This is a genomic window from Marinobacter sp. UBA2498 (assembly GCF_002341575.1).
GTDB lineage: Bacteria > Pseudomonadota > Gammaproteobacteria > Pseudomonadales > Oleiphilaceae > Marinobacter > Marinobacter manganoxydans.
In genome coordinates, this window is sequence record NZ_DDOI01000004.1 from 853 (window position 1) to 7773 (window position 6921).

At 57.9% G+C, this 6921-nt stretch carries 5 protein-coding genes and 1 pseudogene; 4 read left to right on the forward strand and 2 right to left on the reverse strand.

Going from position 1 to position 6921, the window contains the following annotated elements:
• The first annotated feature begins 435 nt into the window (after window positions 1-435).
• On the forward strand, window positions 436-1716 hold the full coding sequence (locus B2W52_RS00175) for an MgtC/SapB family protein (protein ID WP_053114764.1): 1281 nt from the start codon (window positions 436-438) through the stop codon (window positions 1714-1716).
• Window positions 1717-1720: 4 nt separating this feature from the next.
• On the opposite strand, the gene alkB is transcribed toward B2W52_RS00175, so the two are convergent.
• Window positions 1721-2371, reverse strand: coding sequence for a DNA oxidative demethylase AlkB (alkB, locus tag B2W52_RS00180; RefSeq protein WP_273017253.1), 651 nt, complete (start codon window positions 2369-2371; stop codon window positions 1721-1723).
• A gap of 138 nt (window positions 2372-2509) precedes the next feature.
• On the opposite strand from alkB, the gene djlA reads away from it, so the two are divergent.
• Window positions 2510-3289, forward strand: a complete 780-nt coding sequence (gene djlA / locus B2W52_RS00185) for a co-chaperone DjlA (protein ID WP_273017254.1) — start codon at window positions 2510-2512, stop codon at window positions 3287-3289.
• Between the two features lie 20 nt (window positions 3290-3309).
• Here the strand turns inward: djlA and B2W52_RS00190 are convergent, their stop codons facing one another.
• Window positions 3310-3918, reverse strand: a complete 609-nt coding sequence (locus B2W52_RS00190; protein ID WP_273017255.1) for a methyltransferase family protein — start codon at window positions 3916-3918, stop codon at window positions 3310-3312.
• A 195-nt stretch (window positions 3919-4113) separates the two neighbouring features.
• Between B2W52_RS00190 and B2W52_RS00195 the strand changes: the two are divergent.
• A pseudogene (locus tag B2W52_RS00195) lies at window positions 4114-5577 on the forward strand (amidase); the annotation flags it as partial.
• A gap of 125 nt (window positions 5578-5702) precedes the next feature.
• Window positions 5703-6921: diguanylate cyclase domain-containing protein (locus B2W52_RS00200; protein WP_286800941.1), on the forward strand; the 1219-nt coding region annotated here is incomplete at its 3' end.

Consider the following 6921-nt stretch of genomic DNA (forward strand, 5'->3'; position numbering starts at 1 on the left):
AGGCAATGGCCTCCGGGATCAGTGCCAGCGCCACGACGATACCGGCGAGCACATCGCCACGAATGTTCGAAAGCCAGTTGGCTTTTAGGGAATTCACCATAATGTCGGGTTTCCGGATTGCTGTGGAGATAAAAAAACTGAGATAAAACCGTCGATTGCACCCAACCTATCTCACGTTGGCTACAGGGATATGTCTCAGGGGATTAAACCAGAGGAAGAGGAAGCTGAGCGCTAGGGCGGAAGGATCGTCACGGTTTCAGTTTGCTGCACGGTTGATGAAAATCAGGTAACTGCGAATTTCAGGGTCGCGAAGCTTACCAGACCCCTAACGGGAAAGTAAGGCGGTTACGGGAATCTTCTTAGAGGTGTAACGACCGGTTGCACCTGCTGCTATCATCAACATATTCAATTATTAACAGGAGCCTACGCCCTCCCATGGATGATCTTGCTTCCCAGTTTCTGGCCGGAAACCAGACCACTCTCGACCTCGCCGTTGCGCTTTTGCTTGGCGCCATCATTGGCCTGGAGCGGGGATGGGATGCCCGGGAACAGAAATCCGGCGAGCGAATTGCCGGCATCCGCACCTTTGCCCTGGTAGGCCTGCTTGGCGGTATTTCCGCGGTATTGGCACAGGAAATCACGGAATGGGCGTTTCCCGTGCTTCTGGTCAGTGTCGTGGCCATGGCCATCGTGGCCTACAGCGAGCGCCTTGAGCATATCCGTAATTTCAGCATCACCGGTATGGTTGGCATGGTGCTGACCTTCTGCTTCGGTGCGGTGGCGGTGGCAGTGGACCCGGTCATCGCCACGGCCGCAGCGGTGGTAACCGCAATCATTCTGGACAACAAGGAAGAAATCCACGGTTGGGTCAACAAGCTGAAGGAACATGAACTGGATGCCGCTCTCAAGCTGCTGCTGATTTCCGTGGTCATGCTGCCGTTGCTGCCAAACGAAAAGATGGGGCCTGGCGGGGTTCTGAATCCCCGGGAAATCTGGTGGATGGTGGTGATGATCGCCTCCATTTCCTTTGTCGGCTATTTCGCCATAAGGGTCGCCGGTACCCGCAAAGGCATCCTGTTTACCAGCCTATTCGCCGGGTTGAGCTCGTCCACTGCCCTCACGCTGCACTTCGCCCGCCAGGCCTCGAAAACTCCGCAGCTCAACGCCCAGTTCGCCACCGGTATCCTGATTGCCTGCGGCACCATGTTCCCCCGTATCCTGGTTTATTGCCTGGTGATCAATCCCGATCTGTTGCCCAGTCTGATCTGGCCCGTGCTGGTGATGACCGCCCTGCTCTACGGGCCCGCGCTCTTTATCTGGCGGAAAAATGACCGAGAGCTTCAGGTAAGCCAACCAACCCTTAACCAGAACCCGCTGGATTTGACCTCTGCCCTGGTTTTTGGCGCGTTGCTCACAGCCATCCTGCTTATGGGCGAGTTCCTCGGCAACTGGCTAGGTGATGCGGGCATCTATTTCCTGGCAGCCACCTCCGGCATCGCGGATGTGGACGCAATTACCCTCTCCCTGACCCGCATGTCCAACAACAGCCTGGCCATGGGAACAGCAGTCATAGGCATTGTGATCGCCGCTGCCACCAACAACCTCGTGAAATCGGCGCTGGCCGGGTTTGTCGGCAATCGCCAGATCGGGCTGCTGGTCGGGGGGCCGATGGTGCTCTCTCTGGCAGCCGGGCTTCTGGTCGCCTGGCTGCAGTAATCCCTTACCTGGCCCGACGGAACGTCAGATTGTAACGATACCCGCCCGTTAGCGGGTGCTCCCCGGCTTTGAGGGTCAGCACGCCGTGATAACGCATCCGGGCCGGGCCGCCCCAGACCACAACGTCACCATGGGCAAGTGGCACGCGGATGGGGCGTTCGCTGCGTTTGAGACCACCAAACTGGAACACCATCGGCAGGCCCAGAGAAACCGACACGATGGGCTGCGTGAAGTCCTGCTCGTCCTTGTCCTGATGCAGCCCCATTCTTGCCCCGGGCTGGTATCGATTGATCAGACAGGCGTCCGGTTCAAATCCCTCAAAACCAGCGGTTTCGGCGGCGCTTCTGGCCAGTTCCCGGAAAGCCGCAGGCATGGCGGGCCAAGGCCGGCCGGATTCCGGATCCTCCGCCTGATACCGGTAACCCCTGCTATCGGTAACCCAGCCAAGATCCCCGCAGCAGCTCATGGCCGCAGACATGGCATGGCCACCAGGGGTCTTCATGTGTCTGAACGGCGCTTCTGAGGTAACCGTTTCAATGCTGGCCATGAGTGATTCGGCGTTCGGGAGCGCGAACTGCCGCAGCACCACCGCGCCATCCATCAGAGGCTCGACTGTCTGTTCCGGTGGCAGGTTAGAAAACAGGTCTTGGGTCATGACTACTGCCCCCTCATAAATGATTTAATCTAATAGCTTACGTGGCTTTTTCACAGGTCGATGAAAGCCTGTTCATGAAGCCGGGCTGAAAAACACGTATATTCTATGGGCTGATTCATTCCTGTTAAGGACTTATTAATGCTGTTTGCAATCATAATTGGCGGTCTGATTGGCTACGCCTTTGGCAAATTCCCGGGCTTTCTCATAGGTGCGGCGATTGGCGCCTTTCTCTTGAACCTTCTCAAGCGCCGCCTGATTGGCAAGCTCCAGAGCATTCAGTCCGGTTTTATTGAATCGGTTTTTGCTGTGATGGGTGCCCTCTGCAAGGCAGATGGCGTGGTATCCAGGGATGAAATTCAGATGGCCGAAGCCATGTTCGTTCGCTTCCGCCTGAATGAAGAACAGAAAGCCAAGGCAAAAACCGCCTTCAACCGTGGTAAAGAGCCGGATTTCGACCTGGATGCCGAGCTTAACCAGTTCCTCCAGGCCAGCGGACGCCAACCCGCGTTTCTCCAGATGTTCCTGCAGGTTCAGGTATCGGCCGTGGCTGCAGACGGCAAGGTGCACCCGGCCGAACACGAAATGCTGGTAAAAATCGCCCGTGGGCTGGGGCTACCGGAGAGCCAGGTGGACCAGCTGGAAGCCATGCTCCGAGGAGCCCACACCAACCGGGCCGGTGCGGGCCAGCCCTCCTCCGCTGATCAGATCAGCGATGCCTACAAGGTTCTTGGGGTATCGCCTTCCGCCAGTGATGATGAACTCAAGAAGGCCTACCGTAAGCTGATGAGCGAGAACCACCCGGATAAACTTGCCGGCCGGGGATTGCCCGAGAGCATGCGGGAGATGGCAGAGGAACGCACCCGCGAAATCAGTCATGCCTACGATGTGATCAAGGAAGCCCGGAAAAAATCTGCGTAAAGCCCTCTGCCGTCAGCGGGTCAGAACCAGCGCGGTACCCGCACGCGATAACGCTCGTAGTCCTCGCCAAATTTTTCCGCCAGCGCCTTCTCCTCCTCCCGGGCCTGGCGGGTGATCACCAGTACACCGGCCACCAGGCATACCAGGGAAAACACACTGGGCAAGGCCAGGAAAAAACCGAGTTGCCCAGCCATCACAGCCAGGAACAGGGGATTACGGGAGCGGCCAAATGGCCCGCCTGTGAGCAGTTTGCGCTTATCCTTCCGAGGATCGATACCAGAGCGCCAGTCCTCATGCATGTAGGCCTGCAGATAGTTCACCGAAGTAAATGAGCCAATCAGGAGGAGCATACCAACCAACAAAATCGGCCATACATAGAGCGGGCCGAACACGCCCAGCCAGGGGTCGATATCCGCAAAAATCCGCACCACGCAGACGCCGAGAATGAACGCCCGAAACACATTGAAGGTTTGCCGGTGCCACCAGGGCGCACTCCCTCGCTCACCATAGTTAATGTGCGAAAAGCGCATTCTCTGATACAGCCCGAGGCTTCGGCCAGCAAACTGCAGACCGATCATCAGAAAGAAAATGCCGAGAAAGTGGCGTACGAGGGGTTCAATAAATTCCATCAGGATCGCTTACAACGTTTTCAGGCGGACAGCTTATTATCTGAAGAGGTCTGTGAAAAGGCCCTGTGCTGGCTGCCGACCACTCACCCTACCTAAAATGACATGTCATCACGTTTTCAAATGCAGTAGAGTCGTGGAATCACTTTCAAGGAGAGTCTGGCCGTGAGCGCCCCGCAGTCCTGACACAGTTTCAGCAACGACGCGATAGGTTGCGATGACGCCACTGCCCTTGCCGAGAAGGTCCGCCGCCGGGAAATATCGATCACCGAACTCACGCAAGCCGCTATCGCTCGCGCACAGGCGGTCGAACCGCTAATTCATGGTCTGGCCGCGGCGAATTACGACCAGGTGATATGGACTGCTTCACAGCTTGATGCCACCGACCAGACCGGTTCCTTTCCCCTGTTCCGCGGTGTTCCAACACTGATCAAAGACAACACCAACGTGTCGGGCATGACCACACGGCACGGCTCCCTGGCCTTGCCCAGCGTTCCTGCATCCGATACCAGTCCATTTGCCCGCCAGTTGCTTGCCCAGGGTTTTCTGTGCCTGGGTAAAAGCACCCTGCCGGAATTCGGATTCAACGCCACAACCGAGCCCGCACACGCGCCGGCAACCTGTAACCCGTGGAACCTGGCCTATTCCTCCGGCGCCTCCTCAGGCGGTTCAGCGGCCCTGGTGGCGGCCGGCGTGGTACCCATTGCCCACGCGAATGACGGCGGAGGCTCCATACGGATTCCGGCCGCCTGCTGCGGCCTGGTCGGCCTTAAGCCCACACGAGGACGATTGATAGACAACGAAGCGGCGGCCTCCCTGCCGATCAACATTATCAGCGAGGGCGTAGTGACGCGCTCGGTACGGGATACCGCTAATTTTTTCGAGCAGGCCGAGACCTATTTCCGCAATCCCGGCCTGCCGCCCATTGGAAGAATGGAGGGCCCCTCCGGTCGTCCTTTGAGAATCGGACTGGTGCTGGATTCCATCAACGGTCACAAAACCGATGACATCACCCGACGGACTGTCGAAGAAACGGCGCTCAGGCTGGAAAAAATGGGCCACCGCATTGAGCCAGTGCCCGTTCCGGTGCACAGCACCTTCCCTGATGACTTTGCCCTGTACTGGGCACTGCTTGCCTTCGGCATCAGGGCCAACGGCAGGAAACTGCTTCACCCGGCCTTCGACAAACACAAAACAGACGGCCTGACCAACGGCCTCGACAGGATGTTCCGGCGACAGTTCTGGCGCCTGCCAACCGCACTCTGGCGGCTCAAGCGTTCCTGGCACGACTATGCACATGCCATGGCCGGATTTGATGCCGTGCTCACACCGGTACTTGGCCACACCACGCCCGCCCTTGGCCACCTGAGCCCCGATGTGCCTTTTGACACCCTGTTCGAACGGCTGCGCGAGTATGTGAGCTTCACCCCTCTGGCAAACGCCACGGGCGCACCGGCAATCTCATTGCCCATGGGCCACACGCCCGATCAACTGCCCGTGTCCGTTCAGTTTATGGGGCGGCACGGAGGCGAACGCACGTTGCTGGATATCGCCTTTACTCTGGAAGCCAACCATCCCTGGCCGCTGCTTTGCGATTTCAGCCGGAACAATCCTGGCAGGGGGGAACAAAACGCCAGGGACTCACTGGCCAATCCCGCTTGAAGTTGGACACTTATAAAAACAGCTGCCATATTCTTTAAAGAACTTAGACGTAACCTGATCAAGTATCCAAACCGAGAGCCAAGGCCGTTCGTAATTCTAAGAAGGACAATTTATTGAGCCCGGCCATGCGTGACAGTGAAGTCCTCGTGACCCACCACAAGGCACTGATGGAGCTGAGCCACAATACCAGCTTTATCGAGATGCCCCGCCCCCGGAAGCTGGCAGCCCTCATGGAGCTGTGCACCCGGCTGTTGGGCGTGAAACGGGCAAGTGTCTGGCTTTTCCCTCCAGAACGGGACCGGATCACCTGTGAGTGGCTTCACGACACAGAGCTGCCCGGCCGCAATAGCTGCATCGCGCAGAATGGCTCAGAGTTCAACCTGTTTCGCTCAGACCACCCCGACTACTTCCGCGCCATCACCGAAGAACGAGTCATTGCCGTGGAAGACGCCCGCAATGATATCCGTACCCGTTCCTTCGACCGCGATTATCTGTCCGTGCAAAACATTCATTCCATGTTAGACGCGCCGATTTTCGACGGCGAACAACTCAGCGGGGTTGTCTGCCTGGAGTCAAGTGTGCGCCGTGACTGGTCGGTCCCGGACATTTCGCTGTCAGCTGCCATTGCAGACACCATAAGCCTGATGAACACTCACGAGGCATGGCTGAGATCCAAGCGGGCGCTGGAATACGTCAGTCGCTACGACTCCCTCACCGGACTCGCCAACATTGATTCACTGCGTGACCGGCTGAACCACCTGGTGCGCAAGATCAAAGGCCGGGGTACCGGCAGTCTTGCACTGCTCTGGATTGACGTTGACCGCCTGAAAACCATCAACGATGGCCTTGGCCCTCAGGCGGGGGATCAGGTCATCGCCGATATCGGACAGCGCCTGAAAGAAATCCAGTTGGCGGGCAAGGACTTTCTGGCGCGCATTGGAGGGGATGAATTTGCCCTGGTTATTCGCAACTACACCCAGCCGAGCTTTCTGGACGAGGTGATCCGCGAGATCCACAGCCGTATTCGCCAGTCTATCCGGGTGTCCGATCAGGATCTGAATGTCAGTGCCAGTGTGGGCATCTGTCACTTCCCGGGCGATTGCCACGAGTCAGAAGAACTGCTCAGAGGTGCAGAGGCTGCGATGTACCACGCGAAGCGGCAGGGCGGGGACCGTTCGACCTTGTTCGATTCGGAAATCCAGATGACAGCCCGCTCCCGGTTTGCGCTCGAGAGCGAGCTGCGGGAAACACTCAGAACCAGCGGCCTCGATGTCTTCTACCAGCCAATCATGGACCGCACGGGAACACAGCTGGAAAGCGCCGAGGCCCTGGTTCGCTGGCAGC